An 18,921-nucleotide genomic window follows, 5' to 3' on the forward strand; every position below is an offset into this window, starting at 1 on the left:
GACCGACGCAAGACGGCTGGGCAATTGACTTGTTTGGGTTTGTTTTAGGATATCTCACTTCTGGTTTCTCAAACGGCTTACAGCGATGGGCTTTCACTCGGTCTCCTCTGACAAACCGGGCTTGGCCGTGAGGAAGCGGTTGGCAACGGTTTCGGGTTGGATGGCGGAGAGGATAACGTGCCCGGAATCGGTGATAATGACAGCGCGGGTACGACGACCATAGGTGGCATCTATCAACTGGCCCCTCTCGCGGGCATCGCTGATGATGCGTTTGATGGGAGCTGACTCGGGACTGACAATGGCGACCACACGCCCAGCGGCGACGATGTTGCCAAAGCCAATGTTGATTAGGCGGGTATCCATGGGGTGATGAGGGAACCTAACGGTTGTCCGGCCAGCAACCTTCATTAAGGTAGCAAATGGGGCTCTTTCGCGGGTTTGCCACAACGACACCTGAGTTCTCGGCCAATTGGGCAGTGAGTTCTGGCGACAAGTCCCGTTCGGGTGAGCCGCAAAAAGGCTGTGGTTGCATAACAAGCTGCACCCTCCCAAACAACTTGCCCTGTTTATCGAGGACGGTAAAATCGTCAACATGAAGCCACTTCAATGGAACTTGAACTGTAAGCCTCAAAGGCCGCCGCTGTGGTAAGCAGTTTGAGGCAGCTCTGAAAACGAAAAGATCGACCCAGCACCCCAAGCTTGAATAGATTTCTTCCTTGCCTATGCTTGACCTGACTTGGCTGGATCCCCTTGTCCAGCACTTTCAACTGGGGGATCCAGAGCCACCCGAAGCCATCCGAGTGGGCCTCATTCACCAAACTTGGAAACTCAACACCTCTGAGGGATCCTTCATCGTCCAGCGCCTTCACCCCCGATTTGATCCTGCTGTCACTGAAGATGGTCAAGCCATCGGCCAATGGCTGAGACAACACGGCTTCCCTGTGCCCCGATTCCGTCGCGCTCGCGATGGATCCCTGCACTTGTCCTGGGCAGAAGGGCTGTGGCGGGTCATGGATTGTCTGCCGGGATCCTGTCACCCAACTCCTCCCAATTGGGGCTATCTGGAAGAGGCGGGGGCAGCCGTTGGACGCCTGCATCGACTCTTGGCCCAGATGGACTATCGTTTTCGCTTCCAGATCCCGCATTTTCACGATACGGCTCACCTTTGGCAACAGCTACGCCAGTATGAGCCGGCCCTAGAAGTGCAGGCAGAATGGCAGTTTTTAATCGAAACTGTGCCCAATCTTCTGCTGCCCTCGGGGATCCCAACTCAAATCATCCATGCCGATCTCAAGTTCAACAACTTTTTGTTCGATGAGCAGGGGCGATTTGTGGGCCTGGTGGATCTGGACACCTTTATGTATCACAATCTCTATGTTGAATTGGGGGATGCCCTGCGCTCCTGGGGCAAACGAGGAAATACCCTTCAGCCAGAGGCGATCCTGGCCGGGTTGCGGGGCTATGCCCAAACCGGGAACTTGCACGCCTTACAACCGGAACTCCTTCTCCAAGGGATCCAACTGATTACCCTGGAATTGGGGATGCGCTTTTTGCAGGATTGGTTTGAAGACGCTTACTGGAATTGGGATCCCCAACGCTACCCCAGCCGCAAGGCCCATAACCTGGCCCGCTGCCAACAGCAAATTTGCCTCTATCAAGACCTAACCCAGAGGGCACCCCAACTGTTGGAGTCCATGCGCGCCCTTTTGTCTTGTGAGCAGCGGAAAGAGGGAAGGTAGCCAACAGGTTTGCCCAGCTTTTGACAGCTCGTTTTGGGATCTGCTACCGCGGCATAGGAATGAAACATTTCTAAATATTTCTGTGGCATTGCTTCCCGACTCTCCTCCCCCAGAGGGAGAGGGGCTGGGGGCGGTCGCGAAACGCCTAGGAAGTGTCTCAATCTAGTTTCAAATGACGATAACGCTCAATCTCGACTTTGACTTGGATCGCAATGGTCGGGAACACGCTCCAGCCTGGGCCTCCCCTAGGCAGTTTGCACTTGGCGCACCAACCCAGTCGTTTTCAGAGCAGCCAAAGCCCGATCCCGGTAACGGCCATAGCGCTCCTGCTTGTTGCGAAGCTGGCGCCCCTCCAAATCCGGCAACAGCCCAAAGTTGGCCGGCATCGGCTGAAAGTGCCTGGGATCGGCGCTGCTGATGAACTGAAACAGGGATCCCATCATTGTTTCGGGGGGCAGCGTGATCAAGGGCAACCCCAGAGCCAGGCGGGCGGCGTTCTGTCCGGCCAACCATCCCCCTGCCACCGCGCAGGCATAGCCCTCGGTGCCCACCAACTGGCCGGCGGCAAACAGCGTGGGTCGGCGACGAAATTGCAAGGTCGGCCACAGAAGCTGGGGCGAATTCAAAAATGTATTGCGGTGCATCACCCCAAAGCGGACAAACTCCGCCTGTTCCAGGCCGGGGATGAGGCGAAAGACCCGCTGCTGTTCTCCCCATTTCAAGTTGGTTTGAAAGCCCACCAAGTTCCACAGCTGCCCTGCTTTGTCCTCTTGCCGCAACTGCACCACCGCGTAAGGACGGGATCCCGTGCGCGGATCCACCAGCCCCACCGGCTTCAAGGGGCCGAAACAGAGGGTGTCTTTGCCCCGGCGCGCCATTTCTTCAATCGGCAAGCAGCCCTCGAAAAACTTGCGCTCCTCCCGTTCAAAATCCTTGAGGGGCGCCTGCTCTGCCTCCACCAGCGCCCGCCAAAACCGTTCGTACTCCGCTTCCGTCATGGGGCAGTTGAGATAGGCTGCTTCCCCCTTGTCGTAGCGGGAAGCCTGAAACACCACCGCTCGGTTCAACGAATCCCCGGTAACAATGGGGCTAGAAGCATCGAAAAAGCTCAGGTACTCCAGGCCCGTAAAGGCTTGCAGTGCCTTGGCCAGGGGATCGCTGGTCAGAGGGCCGGTACAGAGGACGGCAATGCCCTCCGGGATCTCCGTCACCTCCTCCCGACGCAGGGTGATGCGGGGATGGTTTTGAATGGCTTCCGTGAGAGCCTGGCTGAAGCGGGCCCGATCCACTGCCAATGCCCCTCCTGCCGGCACTGCATGGCAATCCGCCGTCGCGATCACCAGGGATCCCAGTTGTCGCAGTTCTTCCTTGAGCAGCCCTGCCGCCCGATCGCTGGCCGCAGCCCCAAAGGAGTTGCTGCACACCAGCTCCCCCAACTGATCGGTGTGATGGGCCGGGCTCTGACGCACGGGGCGCATCTCCGAAAGGATGACAGGCAACCCTGCCTGGGCAATTTGCCAAGCAGCTTCTGTCCCCGCCAACCCCCCGCCCACAACATGGATGGGGGGAAAGGCTCCCGCTCGTGCAAGCGGGCTGCAAGCCCTTGGGTTAGTTGGAGGGTTCATCACAACCTCCGGGAGGGAAGAGAAGAATGGAGCGCACCCTGCTAGGGCCGGAAACGGCTCAGGTCAAACCCACTATGGTGACATACTCCCGCACTCATGCTGACGCAAAGCACTCCGCGCTGCTAAAGCGAAAGAGTGTGCGCTTCTCGCTTCAACGGGGAGCTATCACAAGAACCCTCAGCGAGCAGACACGGAATGTCCCACCGCGTAGCTGTACCAGATTCCGGCAAAGCCGTTTTGTACAGCCAGGTTGATTATAGAACAAAGACCGCCTTTCATCCCGACCCTTACGCTGAGGCATAGCGCTCCGCGCCGCTAAAGTGGTTGCGTCGCGTTGCGTAGCAATAAGGAGGGCGGAGCTTCTGGGCGGATTAGCTAACCCTCAGCATGGCCCGACCTGCACGAGGCAAGTGACCCAGAGGCGGGATACGCTACTATAAGTACCCGCTGACACCCAGGATCCCGACCCATGACGGAAACGGCTGACCTTTGGCCACAGCTTTTGGGGCAGTTGCTGGATCGGCAATCTCTCAGCGAAGCCCAAGCTGAACAGTTGATGAACGGTTGGCTCCAGAACCAAGTGCCAGATGTGGTGTCGGGGGCGATTCTGGCGGCCCTGCAAGCCAAGGGTGTGAGCGCCGGTGAACTGGCCGGCATGGCACGAGTGCTACAGCGGGCTTCGCTGGGATCCCCGCTGGACTTGCCTCTCCTGGTGGATACCTGTGGCACCGGCGGCGATGGGGCCGGCACTTTTAACATTTCCACGGCGGTGGCCTTTGTGGTCAGTGCAGCCGGGATCCCGGTGGTTAAACATGGCAACCGTTCCGCCTCTGGCAAGGTCGGCTCGGCGGATGTGCTGGAGGCCCTGGGGGTGAACTTGGGGGCTGAGCCAGAGCGGGTGCGGGCGGCTGTGGCGGAAGTGGGCATCACCTTTTTGTTTGCTCCCCAGTGGCACCCGGCCATGCGGGCGGTGATCCCCTATCGGCGGGCCCTCAAGGTTCGCACCATTTTCAACCTGTTGGGGCCCTTGGTCAACCCCCTCTATCCCAACCGCCAGGTGATCGGGGTTTACGCCCAGGAGCTGGTGCCGGTAATGGCAGAGGCCCTGCGCCTGTTGGGACGGGAAGGGGCCATTGTGTTGCACAGCCGCGAAGGTCTCGACGAGGCCGGTCTGGATCAACCCACCGATCTGGGCATCCTGTCCGGTGGGCTGGTACGGACGGAAGTCTTGAACCCTGCAGATTACGAGCTGACCCTGGCACCCACCCAAGCTCTCAAGGGGGGGGATGTGGCGGAAAATGCCGCCATCCTCGCCCAAGTCCTTCAGGGATCCGGGACGCCTGCCCAGCAGGATGTGGTGGCCTTGAATGCTGCTTTGGCCCTGCAGGTGGCCGGAGTGGCCCCTGATTGGAGAACCGGGATCGCCCAAGCTCGCGAGATTCTCGCCAGGGGTGCCGCTTGGGATCGCTTGCAACAGCTGGTTCATTTTCTCAAGGCTTGATGCCGGTAGGAGCCCAGGAGAGGGCGACAGGGATCCCACCTGAGCCTAGGGCTAAAACTCCCGCCCTCGCCCAAAGGCCAGAACTTCATCCACCCCCAAGCGAGGCTTGCGCGGCAGGTTACCCGCTGCCGCATATCCAACCGCCAGCAGCATCACCGGCACGTAGCGGTCGGCAATGCCGAACTCCCGCTTTACCCCTTCCGGATCAAAGCCGATCATCGGCCCGCTCACCAAACCCTTGGCCTGAGCCGCGATCATCAGCGCCATGGCAGCCATCGCCCCAGAGCGAATCGCTTCATCCCGCGCCAAGGTGGGATTGTGGAGCATGCCTCTAACCCCCAAAACCCTGAACTTTGCTGAATTTACTGAGCTTTAGGCGGTTTGGCAAAAGTCATTGAGAGGGATATAGTAGACCAAGTTTCCCCCTGATCCTTGAGTCCACCGCAACGGTTGCCGGGAAGTGAAGGGGGAAAGCGCTCGGGGGGTATTCCTCAGGGCTTTGCGGGATACCGCCTTCCTGCTTGGACTCCGTCCCGCTGACGCGAACAGAGATAGGCAGGATGCGATCGCTTCTTTCCTGAACCATGTTCAGGAGAGTTCAGCGTGAATGTATCAGATAGGTTGCCTGGGCCATGTTCACCCAGCCTTCCGCTTTTTCGGGCGAGAGGATCCCGGCAGCAACGCTTCTTTGCACAATTTCAGGCAGTTTCTCATACCCCCGCAGATCCCCCAGGATGATAAACACCACCGATGCATCCGCCACCTTCTGTTGGTTGTAGGCCAGAGATTTGAGGCGCTCTTTGTCTTCCGGGTCGGTGACCGCAACAAACCGCCAGTGCTGAATGTTGAAGGAAGAAGGAGCTTCCGTAGCATAAGCCACCAGCTCTCGGATCTCCGCTTCCGATAAACGGCGGCTGGGATCCAATTTGTCGGCGGAAATGCGCTCTTTCAGGGCAGTTAGGGCGTCCATAGGGATCCTCAAGTGTCGGTAGAAAGGCTGCTCCCCCCAAAGGTAGGGGCAGGATTGGCAAATGGCTATACATTCCGTGTTCAAACGGTCTGTCTTCTTTGTTATCTCCCTTTTATCCAGCCTGTGGCAACCGGGTGAGGCACAAACTGGGCCTTGGCAGGGCAGGCAAGCGGGATCCCTAACGCAAAGGCAGGTATGATGGAAAAACAAACTGGTCTCATCTGGGTCGCCCGGTTAATCGTCGGATTGGTGTGGTTGATGGGGAGAAGCAATCGGTGAACTTCGGTCGAGTGCTGACGGCCATGGTTACCCCCTTTACTGATGAGGGGGAGCTTAACTACGATGAGGCCGCTCGTTTGGCCGATTACTTGGCAACCCACGGCAGTGACGGCTTGGTGGTCTGTGGCACTACGGGCGAGTCTCCCACCCTAACCTGGCAAGAGGAATACGAGCTGTTCCGCGTGGTGCGAGATGCCGTAGCCGGTCGGGCTAAGGTGATCGCCGGGACGGGATCCAACTCCACCCGTGAGGCCATTGAAGCCACAAAAAAGGCCGCTCAACTCGGTTTGGATGGCTCTCTGCAGGTGGTGCCCTACTACAACAAGCCTACCCAGGCCGGCCTTTATGAGCACTTCAAGGCCATCGCCCAAGCCAGTGACCTGCCCATCTTGCTCTACAACATTCCCAGTCGGACAGGGGCCAGTTTACAGCCGGAGACTGTAGCCCAATTAGCAGAATTGGAAACGGTTGTCGCCATCAAAGAAGCCAGTGGTATGATGGATGTAGCTTCGGAAATTCGGCGACTCACTCCCTCGCGTTTCGCCATTTATTCGGGAGATGACTCTCTGACGTTGCCACTCCTATCTTTGGGAGGCAGCGGTGTGGTCAGTGTAGCCAGCCACCTAGTTGGGTTGCAGTTGCAGGAGTTGATCCAGAGCTACATCAGGGGGCAACACGATCAAGCTTTGGCCCACCACCTGCGCCTGTTTCCGTTGTTCAAGGTTTTATTCATCGAGACCAACCCAGTTCCGATTAAGGCCGCATTGGAGATGCAGGGTTGGCGAGTGGGTCGGGCGCGCCTTCCCCTAGCGCCTCTACAGCCCAGTTCTCTGCAGGTTTTGCGACAGGTGCTTGAAGAGATGGGCCTACTGGCTGAATCGAAGGGATCCGAACAAATGGCGACGAAAGTTTCATGATTGCATTTTTAGGCTTTGCTTCTGCCATGACCACGGTTTTCAGGGGTTTGCAAGGGGCTCTTTTGTGGCGTTTGACCTGTGGGTAAGTGGCTTTTTCCCCGAAAAGCTCTTTCCCAGCTTGGGAAGCAAATAAGTTGCGGCGGCTGAGTTCAGCTTTCACCCACAGCCTTGTTGGGGATAGCTTGTGCCCATTTCTGTTTTTGTTTTTTTACTGTTGAGGATCTAAACCCATATGCCAACACCACGTTCTTCAGTTGCTTCTCGTTCTGTGATCCCACAATCCACCTCTTCCGTTCAGATGATTCCGCTGGGCGGCGAGCGGGAGATCGGCAAAAACACATGGGCCTTCCGCTACGAGGACGACATTATCCTCTTGGATGCCGGTTTGGCTTTTCCCGATGAGAGCATGCACGGCGTGAACATCGTGCTGCCGGACATGACCTACATCAAGCAAAACCGCGACAAAGTGCGGGGGATGGTGATTACCCACGGCCATGAAGATCACATCGGCGGGATCCCGTATCACTTGCGGGAGTTCGATATTCCGGTCATCTACGGCCCCAGATTGGCGCTGGCGCTGCTGGAAGAGAAATTGCGGGAAGTGGGCCTGCTCAACCGCACAGAGCTGCGTCCTGTTGGCCCCCGTGAAATCGTTCCCTTGAGTAAGCACTTTTTTGCCGAATTCATTCGCAACACCCACTCTTTTGCCGATAGCTTTACGGTGGCTCTGCACACGCCTGTGGGCGTCATTATTCAGACCGGCGACTTTAAGATCGACCATACCCCCGTGGATGGGGAGTACTTCGACCTGCAGCGGTTGGCCGAACATGGGGAAAAGGGAGTGCTCTGCCTGATCAGCGACTCCACCAACGCGGAAGTGCCGGGGTTTACCCCTTCCGAAGCCTCTGTGGTGCCGGGTCTCACCAAGGCCATTGCCGGAGCCAAAGGGCGGGTGATCATCACTACCTTTGCTTCTTCGGTGCATCGTCTCAACTTGGTGCTGCAGATCGCCGAACAGCAGGGTCGGGTGGTGTCTCTGCTGGGCCGCTCCATGCTGAATGTGGTGGCTCACGCGCGGCGTTTGGGCTACATCCGCTGCAAGGACGAAACGCTGCAGCCGATGCATGTGATCAACAGCCTGCCGGATGACCGGGTGATCATCCTCACCACCGGATCCCAGGGAGAACCTCTAGCTGCTCTCACCCGCATTGCCAACGGTGAGCACCCGCAGTTGCAAATCAAGCCAGGAGACACGGTGGTGTGGTCGGCCAACCCGATCCCTGGCAACACCATCGCGGTCTCGCGGGTCATCGACAAGCTGATGGAGCTGGGAGCCAATGTCATTTACGGCAAAGACAAGGGCCTGCACGTTTCCGGCCACGGCTGCCAGGAAGACCAGAAGCTGATGATTGCCCTCACCCGCCCCAAGTTCTTCGTTCCCACCCACGGGGAATACCGCATGCTGGTCAAGCACGCCGAAACCGCCATGAGCATGGGGATCCCGCGGGAAAACATTGTAATCATCGACAACGGCGATGTGGTGGAGGTGAACCGGGAGCGCATTGCCATCACGGGCCGCGTCCCCTCTGGCCTGCAGATGATCGCCGCTTCCCACGATGGAGTGGTGATGGATGAGATGCTGCAGGAGCGGCAGCAGATCGCCAAAGATGGCATGGTGACGGTGGTGATCAGCCTGGACGGCAGCGGCCAGTTGCTCTGCACCCCGCAGGTGCAAACCTTTGGCTTGGCGGGGGAAGGGAACCAACTCAAGGGATCCGACCTGAAACCCCTTCTGGAGAACACCCTTCGGCAAGCGTGGCCCCAATTTGCTCGCTCGCTGGAGCGGGGCAGCCTGGACATCGACTGGGCCGGCCTTAAGGGCGAAGTGGAGCGGGTGGTGCGCCGTTTCTTGCGAGAACAATTGCCCGGCAAGCCCACGGTGGCGGTTTTTGTGCAATCCCCTGAAGAGGAGTCTGTGTCTTCCTTGAGTGTGGAAACCCAACCGGAGCCGGTAGCGGGTGCTCTGGGCCGGCGGCGGCGTTCCTCGGCAGCGGTAGCTGCTTCCTAAAACTGGCCCGTTCTCCGTGGCTGGATCGTCTAAGCGCCTTTGGGATCCCTTGCCGAGCGCAGGGATCCTTCCTATTGTGCCGGCTTGTATCCATCCGTGAGAAAACTGCGGAGGGCAGACTCTGCCGCCGCATCTGGTTGCAGGGATCCCACCTCGCTAAAGGGAGGGCAGCGGGGTTGGGGAGGGAGCGGTTGCCGAAGGGCGCTCAAGAAGGCATCGGCCAAATCGGCGTAGCCCCGGTCGTTGGGGTGAAAGCCGTCGGCCAGCGGGCCGGGAAAGAAGGACTCGCGTCGGTAGGAGCGGGGATCGCAGAGCAAGTCCACCACTGGGATCCCCTGTTGGCTTAAGGGGTTGATGGCCCGTTGCGTGAGGCTAACCGAGATCAGGGAGAGCAGTTGGCGCACGCTGCTGGGTTGCTGCTGACCCAGAGGAATCAGGGCGAAGTTGGGCAGGTTGGCCACCGCCAGGCGAGCTTGAGGGGCACGGGCACGCACCGCTTGCAGCAGGGTTTGGTAATCGGCGGCGAATTGTCGGATCTGCTGATCGACGAAGGGCAAGGGATCCTCACCTTGGAGAGCCCGTTGAGCCGCCGCCAGAGCGATGGCGTTGGTATCGTTTCCGCCCACCCAAATGGTGATCAGGGTGGCATCGGGGGGAAGGCGCGGCACTTGATCCTGCAGCAAATTGGCCGGGATCCCCTGCCTCAGGGCTTGCATGGCGGGGCTGAGCACCGCTCCCGAACGGCCCAGGTTGATAAGCTCCACTGGGCCGGGCAGCAAGCGAGCCAGGCGGGGCACATAGCCCGTTCCATTGGGGCAGTCCAGGGGCTCTGAGCGCTGGGGTCGAGTGCCGGCGGCGTTGGCTGGGCCATCACAGGAAATGGAGGCGTTGTAGCCAACGGCATCGCTGGCTCCCAGGGCAACGTAGCGGGTGAGGGTGGGTGGGCTGGGCACAACAGGGGATCCAGAACTGGCAGAGCAGGCGGTTAGCCCCAAACTGAGTATCAAAATCAGCAGGGAGAGGAGGAACACCCAGCTGTCTTGTTGTCTTGGAGTCGAGTTTTCTGGGGTTCGGGTGCTGGCATCCTTTGCAGAGAGAGGCATGGGAAAGCGGGCATAGATAGGGCGAGGCGGGAAGCACCCCCAGACAGGCTAGCCAAGGATCCCAAAATTGGCGAGGTATGGTGGGAGTATGCCGCTACGGTTTTGCAAGTCCCGCACCTACCACGATCCCCTGCATGGCGCCATCAGCCTGAATGGAGGGGACGCGGTTGAGGCTCTGCTCATTCGCCTGATCGATACACCGGCCTTTCAGCGGCTGCGCCGCATTCGCCAGTTGGACACGGCCTTTTTTACCTTCCATGGGGCAGAGGGATCCCGCTTTACCCATTCGGTGGGGGTGCTGCAGGTAACGCGGCGGCTGTTCGACAAATTGGCCCATCGCCACCCGGAGCTGCGTCCCTATCGGGCGGTAACCTTGGCCTCGGCTCTGCTGCACGACATTGGCCATGCCCCTTTTAGCCATGCCGGGGAAGAGATCTTCGGCTGCCGGCACGAGGTTTGGACGGCCCGCATTCTCCGGGAGGATCCCCAGGTGAGGACGCTGCTGGCGGAGTTTGATTCCCAACTGCCGGCCCAGATGCAGCAAGTGCTGCAGAAGCAGTTTCCCCTGCCGCTGGTGGGGCAACTCATCTCCAGCCAACTGGACTGCGACCGCTTCGATTACCTGATGCGGGATAGCCTGCTCACGGGTGCCCAATACGGCCACCTGGACTTGGATCGCATCCTAACGGTGCTGGATTATGACCCGGAGACGGGATCCCTGTCCATCCCGGCTCGCAAAGGCCTGGGGGCCATCGAGCACTACCTGGTGGTGCGCTATTTCATGTACACCCAGGTGTACCAGCACCCCAAGAGCCTCTGTGCCCGTTTTATCTTGGAGCGGCTATTCAGGCGGGCAGAGGCGCTCCTGCAAAGGGGGGAGATTGAGCTGGATCCCATCCTCAGCGCTTGGTGCTGGGCCTCGCTGGCGGCTCAAAAAGGGGATCCCTTCGAGTTGCCGCTCCCCCTCTACTTGGCTGCCGACGATATCATCTTCAGCTACCCCATGCGCCTCTGGGCCATGTCGGGGAAGGATCCCATCTTGGCGGATCTGTCGCGGCGCTACTTGGAGCGGGATTTGTTCAAGGCCCGCAACATTACCCAGTTGTCTGAGGAACAACGCCAAACCCTGGTGGCTGCTGTGCAGGCCAAAATGCTGCGGGATGGGCTGGATCCTGAAAGTTACTTGGGCATCCGCTCTGCCCACGTCCAGGGCTATAGCTTTTATGACCAAGGGATCCAGCTCAAAACCGAGCGTGGCTATGAAGAAATTGCCCATCTTTCCCCTTTGGTGCGTGCCTTGGTGGAAACCCAGCGCCAGGTCTGGCTAATCTTTCCCCGGCCCTATGGCGATATCGTAGAGGGGGTTTTGTCTGCCTAGAAAATCATTGGGCCATCCCAGAGCTAGAGCATTAGAGGTGGGAATCTGTTCGTAAACTACCCGACCCCGACCGCTAAGCGGTACGGGGCGGGCTTTCAGTAGCCCTGAGCCTGCTCTGCTCTACCAGAGAACAAAACAAGCCCGGACCTCTAGGCTGGTTTACGACAGCCCCAAAAAGCGCAATCACATTCGCACCATTCAAATCCGCATCCCCTTCCCATCCACAGTGCCCACACTTAAACGACTTACCACTGCGGTAGGACTTGCCCTGCTCAGGGTGGATGTGCAAACACCGGTGGCAGGTCTGCGACGTGTAGGCAGGCGGCACCAGAATCAAAGCAACCCCTGCACGCAGAGCCTTGTACTCCAGAAATTGACGGAGTTGATAAAACGCCCAACTGTTGGCCCTGCGCCGTTCGGCTTTGCTGCGTGGCTGTTGATTGACCCTTTCCCGGATCCCTGTCAGGTCTTCCAGAGCAATAGCGCTGTTGGTAGCCTTTGCCCTAGAGACAATAGCTTTGGAGATGCGATGATTGACCCACGCTTGAAAGCGTCTCTCCTTGCCAGACAGCCGTTGCAACAGTTCTCTGCATCTGCGCCGCGAACTGCGGGTGCCCTTACTGGCTTTGTGTTGGAGTACCGCCCTCAACCGAAAGTAGTGGTCTCGGACTTTGTTCAACTGCTGTCCATTCCAGTTCTTCCCCTCTGAGGTATGGGCGATATCTATCCTTCCCAAGTCCACCCCGATCACCTTGTCGGTATCTTGCTGCTTGGGTGGTTTTTCCTCTACGCAAATCTGGATGTAGTAGGAGCCATCTTTGCGCTTGATCAGCGTGGCGGCTTTTGGGTTGGAACCAGCCAGCATCCCGCGCTGGTAGTTACCAATGGCCAGCCCAAAGCGCTCCCGACCCTCCACCGTGGCCAGCGACACCGTCCAGTCTTTCTCGCGAAACGAGAAGATACGTGCGTCGTAGGCGACGAACCTACGCTTGAACTCTTTAACCGGACGGTTGCGCTGTCTCGCCACTTTGCGAGCGCCTGCCACCCGCCTGCACACCTGTTGAGCCAAGTTACTGGACAAGCCGAACCGGGCTCGAATCTCGTAGTAGCAAAGGGATTGCAGTTTGACCGCGTTGACGATCTTCTCCGGCATGTTTTGGTTGACCCAGTTCAATGCCTGTACAAAGGCATCCATCGTCGCGTCCAATTTGGCGGCTTGCGATGGGGACACCTTGAGCTTACAGGATATGGTCAGGACTTGGCTCATAAGTTCATTGTACTTCAATTGTACTTCATCAAAGCGCATTCCTCCCGGCACTGACCCTACGGGTACAGTGCGGGGCTCCTGCGATTTCTAGCTGAGCACATCTAAACTGAGCACATCTAAACAACGAGGGAAGCAGGAGTGGGGATCCGAGAAATCCTAACGGGGGTATTGTCCTTAACAGCTTTGGCGATTGCCCTAGTGGCTCTGCAACTGAGGCGAGCGTTGCGGGCTTCCCCCTGGCTGAGGGATCCCCCGGCGGAACAGGCAGGGGAAATCGCGGCCGGGATGGAGCGGCTGGCGGTGATCGTGCCCGCCTACAACGAGGCCGAGAACGTGGTGGGCTGCCTCAGCAGCATTCTGGACAGCACCTCTGCCCCTTTACAGGTGTGGTTGGTGGACGATGAATCCACGGATGCCACCTGGGAGTTGGCCCAAGCCCTGGCTGCCGAACGGCAAGATCCGCGCCTACACCTGCTCAAGGGGGATCCCCGTCCCAAAGGCCAAAGGTGGGTGGGCAAAAACTGGGCCTGTGCCCAAGCCGTCGCCCGCGTAGAAGCCGACTACTTGCTGTTTCTGGATTGCGACGTGCGGCTGGGATCCGGTGCCATTGAAGCGGCCTTAGGACATTTGCTGGCAAGCGGCAGCGGCTTGGTGAGTGTAGGGCCGCAATTGGTGTGCGGTTGCCTAGCGGAGTGGCTGGTGCAACCCATCATGATGACCATCCTGGCGGTGGGTTACAACTTTGTCGCCGTGAACGATCCCGACAACCCCAAAGCCTTTGCCTTTGGTCCCTTCCTGCTGTTTCGCCGCTCTGCCTACGAGCAAGTTGGCGGGCATGCCGGAGTGGCCGATGTGGTGATCGAGGATGTGGCCCTGGGGCAACGGATCAAAGCCCAGGGGTTGGGCCTGCAAATTTGCCTGGGAGGGCCGCGGGTGCGCAGCCGCATGTATGCCAACGGGGCTGCCCTTTGGGAAGGGTGGACCAAAAACTGGTTCCTGGGCCTGGAGCGCAACTGGGCCTTGGCGGTGTTGGCAATGGGTACGGTCTTGGGGATCTGCAGCTTGCCCTGGTTGGGGGTGATCCTGGCTGGGGCTACGGGATCCCTGGAGGTGCTGTTGGCCAGCTTGGCAGGGATCCTGGCCCAATTGGCCATCCGGCTTCTGCTCCGGCATTGGGCGCATCTGCCCCTCTGCTACTGGTGGCTAACGGCAGTGGGGGGTTGGGCGACAGCGGCCATCATCTTGGCTTCGGCCATCCGCACCACCACCGGCCGCAACTGGACTTGGCGGGGCCGTTCTCTCGCCGTCCACTGACCGGAGTGCGCCAACACCCCAGAAATGGTACAAGAACATGGTCTAATGGGGGATGTTCGGAAAACAGGCAAGCTGGGTTTAGAAACAGCGGAATAGCACACCATGCAGGCTCTGGTCATCGGATCTGGGGGGCGAGAACACGCTCTGGCCTGGAAGCTGTTGCAGTCTCCCCAGGTTACTCGGATCTACTGTGCCCCCGGCAACGGCGGCATGCAGCAGCTGCCCCGCTGTCAATCCGTGGCTTTGGCGGCTACCGACATCGAAGGGCTGGTGCGGTTTGCTACCGTACAAGGGATCCGCCTGACGGTGGTAGGGCCAGAGCTGCCCTTGGTGCAGGGGATCGTGGACGCCTTCCAGGCAGCAGGGTTGCCCATTTTCGGGCCTAGCCGCGCCGCTGCCCAACTGGAAGGAAGCAAACTCTGGGCTAAGCAATTGATGCAAGAGGCGGGGATCCCGACTGCTCGCGCTACCGGCTTTGCTGAGCTATCTGCCGCTGTGGCCTATCTCGACTCCCAGAGTTTCCCAGTGGTCATCAAAAAAGATGGACTGGCTGCCGGCAAGGGGGTAACCGTTGCCCAAAACCGGGAAGAAGCCGTGCAAGCCCTGGAAGCAGCCCTGGCCAAGCCGGGCGATCAGGTGCTGATCGAGGAGTTTATCCCCGGCCAGGAGGTGTCGGTTTTGGCTCTAACCGATGGCCAGATCTGTGTGCCGCTGCCACCTGCCCAGGACTACAAGCGCCTTGGCGAGGGCGATACTGGCCCCAACACCGGCGGCATGGGAGCTCATGCCCCTGCGGATCACCTGGTCACTCCAGAAGGGTTGGCCCGCATCCAAACCCAGATCCTGGATCCCACCCTGGAGGCTTTGCAACGGCGGGGCATCCGCTACCAGGGGGTGATCTATGCCGGTTTGATGATCACGCCCAGTGGGGATCCCTACGTGTTGGAGTACAACTGCCGCTTTGGGGATCCCGAAGCTCAGGTCATCCTGCCCTTGCTGGAAAACCCTTTGGACGAGGTGCTGCTGGCCTGTATAGAAGGACGGCTGGCCCAAATCCAGCTCAAATGGAAACCCGGCTATGCCGCCTGCGTGGTGATGGCAGCCCCAGGCTATCCCGATGCCTACGAGCGAGGGATCCCCATCTCCGGCTTGGATGCAGCTGCCACCACGGGGGCGTTGGTGTTTCATGCGGGTACCCGCCAGGCAGGCAAGCAGCTCCTGAGCGATGGCGGGCGCGTTCTCTGTCTTACCGGCCAAGGGGCAACCCTACCCGAGGCCCTGCGCCAAGCCTACGCAGCCGTGGAGCAAGTGCAGTTTCCCAAGGCCTACTATCGTTCTGACATCGGCAGCCACGCCCTGGGGCCTGCCGTCCGCCGAGGAGTGATCCCTACCCCATAAAGCCATCCCTTGCCCTCTCAGCTGCAGCCGGATGGAAGAAGCCCCAGAGGGGTCGCTCCTCCAGGGCCCATAAAGCAGCTTTGAAAAAAGCTTTGATGCTTAGACGATAGCGCTTTCGGTAACAAGATGGCAACAGTGATATCAAAAGCTCAACTTTACTTTAGATTCCTTAACAATAGCCCTCTGCTTTGACTAGGCACGGATATTGCTGAGCTGAGTCTCTCCCCTCTCGAGGGGGATCCCCCATTAGCCCACTTGAACTGTTGCGGACCCGGATCCCCTAGAGCAGGCATTTCCTCTCCCAGGGTGGAAGAGGGGTTGGGGGTGGTCGTCTGGGGCAGCGCATGGCAGAGGAGCATGACTCTAGTCAATAATAAGCTCAACTATACTGAAAATAATGTATAATATGTTCAGTACGGATTACTACCAGTTGATCTTTCTGTTTACTTTCGAGTCTGCCAACATGGTAGCCAAAGCAAAGCAGAAAATTGGTAGTAAGACGACACGGAAACTGCGCTTTGGGTATTCTACTCAAAGCTTTGCGGGATACCGCCATTCTGTTTGGAAACAAACAGAATGCTATCGCTGCATAGTTGAACAGTGATGTTCAGCAGTGTTCAGCGTAAATGTATCAGACTATCTCTCTCAAATAGATTCAGAGTAACTGCAATCACCATCCCTCGCCATCTTCAGGCCAAACTCTCGCAGAGCGGGCAAGAAATTTTTGTTTTCGTGATGGGATCGGCTCAACTTCAGCAAGGCAAATCTCTGGATATCGTGCAAGTTTCTCCAGAAATCGAGGGCAAGCCGGATCCCCAGGTCTTGAGCTTTTTGTTGGACAGCCATTGGGATCTGGTTGGGATTTTGCCATTCAGGCTGGGGATCAATGGGAATCTCTTGCACCTCTTCGTGGCAGATGGAGCGAACCAAATGGCGCAGATGGTTGCGGAGTTCTTCTAGATCCTGTGGAGATTCAGAGGGCCAATCAACACACTTCCGCCGCTCTTCTAAGGAAAACTTGGCCCATTGATGGAGCTTGAGCTTGATCCCGCACAAATCCAGCTTTAGGCGCAAGGTCATGGGGATGCATCGCAGAGAGTCGGCAAAATCTTGCTCAAACTGAAACAGAGTCATGGGGAACCTCGATTAGGAACCAAATCTAGAGTTGAGGGGATTGCTTGAGCGATGGATCGGCTTTCTCAAGAGCAACGGCGCAGGCTTTTAATTCCGGCTGTCCGGAATCGGGACAACTGATGTCATGGGTGAGGGCATTACACTCAGCTTGTTCTGCCCAGAGGGATCCCCAGTGCATGGGTACAAATAGCGTACCGGGAGCAATGTTGGCAGTTATCTTGGCCGGGAAATAGGCCCGCCCGCGGGCAGAACGCACCTGAACCCAATCCCCATCTTGGAGGCCCAGCTTTTCCGCATCGCGAGGATGGATTTCAATAAAGGGTTGGGGGTGCATGTGCTTGATTTTTTCAATCCTGCCGGTGCGGGTTTGGGTGTGCCAATGGCCGTAAAGCCTGCCCGTGGTTAATACGTAGGGAAACTGGGGATCCGGCGGCTCTGCTAGGCCACGGGAATGGTGGGGGATAAAGCGGGCGCGGCCATCGGGGGTCGGGAAACGCCAATCTGTGTAGAGGCGAGTGGACTTAGGGGCCGAGGTTCTTTCTTTGGGATAAGGCCATTGCTGAGGGCCTTGTTCTGCCAAAAGGGCATGGCTGAGGCCGGAGTGATCGCAGAGGCGATTTGCGGTAAGGGCGGCAAATTCTGCATAAACCTCTGCCGCGGTTTGGAAGGAAAATTGCGCTTCAAAGCCCAACCTGCGCCCCACTTCAGCAAAGATCTCCCAATCGGGTCGGGCTTCGCCAGGGGGGTCTCGAAAGGCTTGACAAAGGGTAACCCTGCGCTCGGAGTTGGTCATCACCCCGGTTTTCTCGCTCCACTGGCAGGCGGGCAAAAGCAAATGGGCATATTCTGCCGTTTCTGTAGGGTAATAAGCCTCTTGATAAACAGTAAAGGGAGACTTTTTCAGGGCTTTTTTGACCCGTTCCAGATCCGGAAAGCTCACCAAAGGATTAGTGGCCACAATCCAAAAGAACTGCAGGGATCCGGTTTCCAGAGCGGCAATCATCTCGGTAGCCCTCAGCCCTGGGTGGGGGGAGATGGAGCCGCTGGGCAAACCCCAAGCCTGCTCCACCTCTGCTCGATGCTGGGGATGGCTCACCAGCCGATATCCCGGCAGCAGATGAGATAACCCCCCCGCCTCTCGACCACCCATGGCATTGGGCTGGCCGGTCAAGGAAAAGGGGCCCGTCCCCGGTCGGCCAATTTGCCCGGTCAGGAGATGCAGGTTGATTAAGCTGGTGATCTTGGCGGTGCCCTCACTGGACTGGTTTAGGCCCATCGACCAAAGGGAGAGAACCCTTTGGGATCCCTGCCAAAGCTTGGCTGCTTCGATCAAATCCTCGGTGGCAATTCCGCAGCGCTGGGCCACAATCTGCGGCTCATAATCGGCCAGCAAAGCTGCATATTCGGCAAAACCTTGGGTGCAGCCCTCGATAAAATCGGTAGCCATTGATCCCCACTTCAACAGCAAATGGGCAATCCCATTGAAAAGATCGATATCCGTACCGGGGCGAATTTTTAAGTGGAGATCGGCAGCTTCTGCTGTCTGAGTGCGCCGGGGATCCACGACCACCATTTTGAGGGGGGATCCGGTCCTGTGCCGCTTCTTCAGGCGATTAAAAAGAATGGGATGGCACTCGGCGGTGTTGGTGCCCACCAGAAAAGCCAGATTGCAGAGATCGAGATCCTCGTAGCAGCAGGGGGGACCGTCGGATCCCAGGGATTGGGTGTAGGCCGAGACGGCTGAGGACATGCACAGGCGCGAGTTGGTGTCAAAATTATTGGTGCCCAGGCAGCCCTTAATGAGCTTTTGAGCAACGTAATAGTCTTCAGTGAGCAACTGCCCCGATCCATACATGGCTATGGAGTGGGGGTTGTCTTTGAGGCGGCGCAGCCGAGAAACCATCTCCTCAAAAGCCTGATCCCAAGAAATGCGACGAAAGGGCTGATCCAAGCTCTCCCGAAACAGGGGAGAGAGCAGCCGATCCCGACCAACTGCCTCCAGGATCGTGGCCCCCTTTACACAGACCATCCCCAAGCTGGAAGGATGCTCCCGGTCGCCTCTCATTTTCCAGTCACCTGAGGCTGTCGAAACCGCCTCCAATCCACACCCTACGCCGCAGTAGGGACATAGGGTTTTGATGACGGCTTTTTCCGGCTCCATCGCGGTCACCATGAGTTGGGATCCCTATTAAACGCCCAATTCTCTCGCATTTTGGATCCCTTAGCTG

14 protein-coding genes and 1 pseudogene are annotated in these 18,921 nt (G+C 58.2%); 7 read left to right on the plus strand and 8 right to left on the minus strand.

The features are described from left to right. Positions 1 to 93: 93 nt before the first annotated feature. Entirely contained in the window at positions 94 to 363 is a 270-nt protein-coding gene (remA, locus tag ACVWXW_RS03640; protein ID WP_011431727.1) for an extracellular matrix/biofilm regulator RemA, read from the minus strand. A 359-nt stretch (positions 364 to 722) separates the two neighbouring features. Here remA and ACVWXW_RS03645 point away from each other — a divergent pair, with 359 nt between their 5' ends. Further along, positions 723 to 1,739, plus strand: coding sequence for a phosphotransferase enzyme family protein (locus tag ACVWXW_RS03645; RefSeq protein ID WP_457402817.1), 1,017 nt, complete (start codon positions 723 to 725; stop codon positions 1,737 to 1,739). A gap of 245 nt (positions 1,740 to 1,984) precedes the next feature. Here the strand turns inward: ACVWXW_RS03645 and trmFO are convergent, their stop codons facing one another. After that, positions 1,985 to 3,364, minus strand: coding sequence for an FADH(2)-oxidizing methylenetetrahydrofolate--tRNA-(uracil(54)-C(5))-methyltransferase TrmFO (trmFO, locus tag ACVWXW_RS03650; RefSeq protein WP_457402819.1), 1,380 nt, complete (start codon positions 3,362 to 3,364; stop codon positions 1,985 to 1,987). Positions 3,365 to 3,833: 469 nt separating this feature from the next. Here trmFO and trpD point away from each other — a divergent pair, with 469 nt between their 5' ends. After that, on the plus strand, positions 3,834 to 4,865 hold the full coding sequence (trpD, locus tag ACVWXW_RS03655) for an anthranilate phosphoribosyltransferase (protein WP_457402820.1): 1,032 nt from the start codon (positions 3,834 to 3,836) through the stop codon (positions 4,863 to 4,865). Positions 4,866 to 4,916: 51 nt separating this feature from the next. Here trpD and ACVWXW_RS03660 read toward each other — a convergent pair. Together ACVWXW_RS03660 and ACVWXW_RS03665 are read right to left on the minus strand one after the other, a co-directional pair. Further along, positions 4,917 to 5,183, minus strand: a pseudogene (locus ACVWXW_RS03660) (nitroreductase family protein); the annotation flags it as partial. Positions 5,184 to 5,463: 280 nt separating this feature from the next. Next, positions 5,464 to 5,835: a nitroreductase family protein gene (locus tag ACVWXW_RS03665; RefSeq protein WP_457384674.1), complete on the minus strand. Its 372-nt coding sequence runs from the start codon at positions 5,833 to 5,835 to the stop codon at positions 5,464 to 5,466. 275 nt (positions 5,836 to 6,110) lie between these two features. On the opposite strand from ACVWXW_RS03665, the gene dapA reads away from it, so the two are divergent. Continuing rightward, positions 6,111 to 7,031 (plus strand): 4-hydroxy-tetrahydrodipicolinate synthase, encoded by a 921-nt coding sequence (gene dapA, locus ACVWXW_RS03670; protein WP_011431720.1) that lies wholly within the window; start codon positions 6,111 to 6,113, stop codon positions 7,029 to 7,031. Between the two features lie 232 nt (positions 7,032 to 7,263). Continuing rightward, positions 7,264 to 9,099, plus strand: a complete 1,836-nt coding sequence (locus ACVWXW_RS03675; protein WP_457402822.1) for a ribonuclease J — start codon at positions 7,264 to 7,266, stop codon at positions 9,097 to 9,099. Between the two features lie 71 nt (positions 9,100 to 9,170). On the opposite strand, the gene ACVWXW_RS03680 is transcribed toward ACVWXW_RS03675, so the two are convergent. Further along, entirely contained in the window at positions 9,171 to 10,052 is an 882-nt protein-coding gene (locus ACVWXW_RS03680) for an SGNH/GDSL hydrolase family protein (RefSeq protein ID WP_457402824.1), read from the minus strand. Between the two features lie 238 nt (positions 10,053 to 10,290). Here ACVWXW_RS03680 and ACVWXW_RS03685 point away from each other — a divergent pair, with 238 nt between their 5' ends. After that, complete coding sequence (locus ACVWXW_RS03685; RefSeq protein ID WP_414342966.1) at positions 10,291 to 11,580, plus strand: HD domain-containing protein; 1,290 nt, start codon at positions 10,291 to 10,293, stop codon at positions 11,578 to 11,580. 73 nt (positions 11,581 to 11,653) lie between these two features. Here ACVWXW_RS03685 and ACVWXW_RS03690 read toward each other — a convergent pair whose 3' ends face one another. Continuing rightward, positions 11,654 to 12,847, minus strand: a complete 1,194-nt coding sequence (locus tag ACVWXW_RS03690; protein ID WP_457402826.1) for an RNA-guided endonuclease InsQ/TnpB family protein — start codon at positions 12,845 to 12,847, stop codon at positions 11,654 to 11,656. A 138-nt stretch (positions 12,848 to 12,985) separates the two neighbouring features. Between ACVWXW_RS03690 and ACVWXW_RS03695 the strand changes: the two genes are divergently transcribed. Next, positions 12,986 to 14,161, plus strand: coding sequence for a glycosyltransferase (locus ACVWXW_RS03695; RefSeq protein WP_457402827.1), 1,176 nt, complete (start codon positions 12,986 to 12,988; stop codon positions 14,159 to 14,161). Positions 14,162 to 14,263: 102 nt separating this feature from the next. Next, entirely contained in the window at positions 14,264 to 15,559 is a 1,296-nt protein-coding gene (purD, locus tag ACVWXW_RS03700) for a phosphoribosylamine--glycine ligase (RefSeq protein ID WP_414508411.1), read from the plus strand. Positions 15,560 to 16,204: 645 nt separating this feature from the next. Here purD and ACVWXW_RS03705 read toward each other — a convergent pair. Next, positions 16,205 to 16,693 (minus strand): nitrate reductase associated protein, encoded by a 489-nt coding sequence (locus tag ACVWXW_RS03705; protein ID WP_457402830.1) that lies wholly within the window; start codon positions 16,691 to 16,693, stop codon positions 16,205 to 16,207. Between the two features lie 25 nt (positions 16,694 to 16,718). Then, complete coding sequence (locus ACVWXW_RS03710; RefSeq protein WP_457402856.1) at positions 16,719 to 18,854, minus strand: molybdopterin oxidoreductase family protein; 2,136 nt, start codon at positions 18,852 to 18,854, stop codon at positions 16,719 to 16,721. Positions 18,855 to 18,921: the final 67 nt, after the last annotated feature.

The sequence above is a fragment of the Thermostichus sp. MS-CIW-30 genome (assembly GCF_054058015.1).

What these genes read in the sequence shown, in the direction of transcription:
- ACVWXW_RS03690 (WP_457402826.1), bottom strand. Translation starts at nt 12,847, where the DNA reads ATGAGCCAAGTCCTGACCATATCCTGTAAGCTCAAGGTGTCCCCATCG.
- ACVWXW_RS03645 (WP_457402817.1), top strand. Translation starts at nt 723, where the DNA reads ATGCTTGACCTGACTTGGCTGGATCCCCTTGTCCAGCACTTTCAACTG.
- trpD (WP_457402820.1), top strand. Translation starts at nt 3,834, where the DNA reads ATGACGGAAACGGCTGACCTTTGGCCACAGCTTTTGGGGCAGTTGCTG.
- ACVWXW_RS03705 (WP_457402830.1), bottom strand. Translation starts at nt 16,693, where the DNA reads ATGACTCTGTTTCAGTTTGAGCAAGATTTTGCCGACTCTCTGCGATGC.
- remA (WP_011431727.1), bottom strand. Translation starts at nt 363, where the DNA reads ATGGATACCCGCCTAATCAACATTGGCTTTGGCAACATCGTCGCCGCT.
- ACVWXW_RS03665 (WP_457384674.1), bottom strand. Translation starts at nt 5,835, where the DNA reads ATGGACGCCCTAACTGCCCTGAAAGAGCGCATTTCCGCCGACAAATTG.
- ACVWXW_RS03675 (WP_457402822.1), top strand. Translation starts at nt 7,264, where the DNA reads ATGCCAACACCACGTTCTTCAGTTGCTTCTCGTTCTGTGATCCCACAA.
- purD (WP_414508411.1), top strand. Translation starts at nt 14,264, where the DNA reads ATGCAGGCTCTGGTCATCGGATCTGGGGGGCGAGAACACGCTCTGGCC.
- ACVWXW_RS03710 (WP_457402856.1), bottom strand. Translation starts at nt 18,854, where the DNA reads ATGGAGCCGGAAAAAGCCGTCATCAAAACCCTATGTCCCTACTGCGGC.
- ACVWXW_RS03685 (WP_414342966.1), top strand. Translation starts at nt 10,291, where the DNA reads ATGCCGCTACGGTTTTGCAAGTCCCGCACCTACCACGATCCCCTGCAT.
- trmFO (WP_457402819.1), bottom strand. Translation starts at nt 3,364, where the DNA reads ATGAACCCTCCAACTAACCCAAGGGCTTGCAGCCCGCTTGCACGAGCG.